Raw genomic sequence first — 1,410 nt, 5'->3', positions numbered from 1 at the left:
TTTGGGAGAAATGGATTAACACATCATTTTACTCCTCTTAGATATTTGTATGAGAATTAGGGTGGTATGGGTGAATTGGGAGAAATGGATTACTACATCATTTTACTCCTCTGGGATATTTGTATGAGAATTGGATGGTAGTATGGATGGTGGGGAGTGAGTTACCATCCATTGACAAAGTATTCCCACTTGTCTTGCGCTTCTTCTTCTTCACGAAGTCGGAGTTCCTCATATTCTTCCTCGATTTGATGAAGTCGATCAATAGCATTCTTGCAACCATTGTGAGCAATGGTTGAGATGCGTTCATCGAGTGTCATATCAAGGTGAGAGATGAGAAATGACCTGAAGTCAGGGAAGTAGCAACACATATGGCGCACAAATTCCGTCCAATACTCTCCAACGACATCTTCAAAGAAGAGAATGGTTTCCTCGTCGACTAAACCAGGATACAGCGCATGTGCTCGTTCTTCGATGTCTCGACGAAAGCTTTCAGCGTTGTATTCGTTCTTGTCATCTTCACGGTCTGAAGATGGACCACAGTCCTCATCATCATCATCTTCAGCCGCCTCGGCTTCAGACTCAGAGAGAACTGAGAGTGGTCCATCCTCATCGTAGAGATGAGCTGGTTCGTCGTCTTCTGCTTGTTCAGCATCGTTGTCGTCGCTGTCATCATCGTCGTCGTCGCTGTCATCATCGTCGTCATCGCTGTCATCATCGTCGTCATACTCATAAGAACCATCGAGTGGTCCTTCTAAGTAGAGATGTGCAACATGCGGTTCGCCATCACAGTCATCAAGGTAATCGCACTCAATCTGTTGAGCGCAATCAGATGATTCTAGAACGGCGTTCGCGTGAACTGCGATGGTGTGGCGTTCGTCTCGCTCATAGTATCCGGCGTTGTGCTCATGATCGCGATGACCACATGCACATTCGTCGTCAACTACAATACCACGACAGACGTCGCAGTATTCGTATCCAGAATCGTTCCCACGTTCTTCAACGAATTCTGTGTAGCGACGAGCATGGTGATGCTCAGCTGCCGTCTGACAATCTCCGCTTTGCAAGTAGGGTTCGATTTCAATGACTTGGTCTGAACCGAAGGAAACCTGTAGCTTGCGTGCTGGGACTGGTGGGGCGACTGGACGGGGTGGAGCCACGAACAAGTCATCATCTGGGATGTAGATTTCAGCGCAAGCGCATTCATCTTCATCCGGATGACCACATCGTCGGTAGTCTGACTGGTGGACTTGCTGCTCCTGTGAAGGAAGCAAGTCAGCTGTGCCGTATCGAGACATCTTGGCGGTTGTGTGTAGCTTCTGGAAAGAAACTGAAAGGGCTATCTTCAAAGGAACTGAAAACGGTTGAGGTCTTGGAAAGAGCTAACTGAGTTCGGCAATGGCTTTGTGTTCG

1 protein-coding gene is annotated in these 1,410 nt (G+C 47.7%); it reads right to left on the bottom strand.

From position 1 onward, the window contains the following. Positions 1–161: 161 nt before the first annotated feature. Entirely contained in the window at positions 162–1,295 is a 1,134-nt protein-coding gene (locus EBR25_14030) for a hypothetical protein (protein NBW42088.1), read from the bottom strand. Positions 1,296–1,410: the final 115 nt, after the last annotated feature.

The sequence above is a fragment of the bacterium genome, from assembly GCA_009926305.1.
In the GTDB taxonomy this organism is placed as follows: Bacteria; Bdellovibrionota_C; UBA2361; order UBA2361; family RFPC01; genus RFPC01.
The sequence above is the reverse complement of the archived record's forward strand: the minus strand, read 5'-3'. Positions and strand labels throughout refer to the sequence as shown.

What these genes read in the sequence shown, in the direction of transcription:
- EBR25_14030 (NBW42088.1), bottom strand. Translation starts at nt 1,295, where the DNA reads ATGTCTCGATACGGCACAGCTGACTTGCTTCCTTCACAGGAGCAGCAA.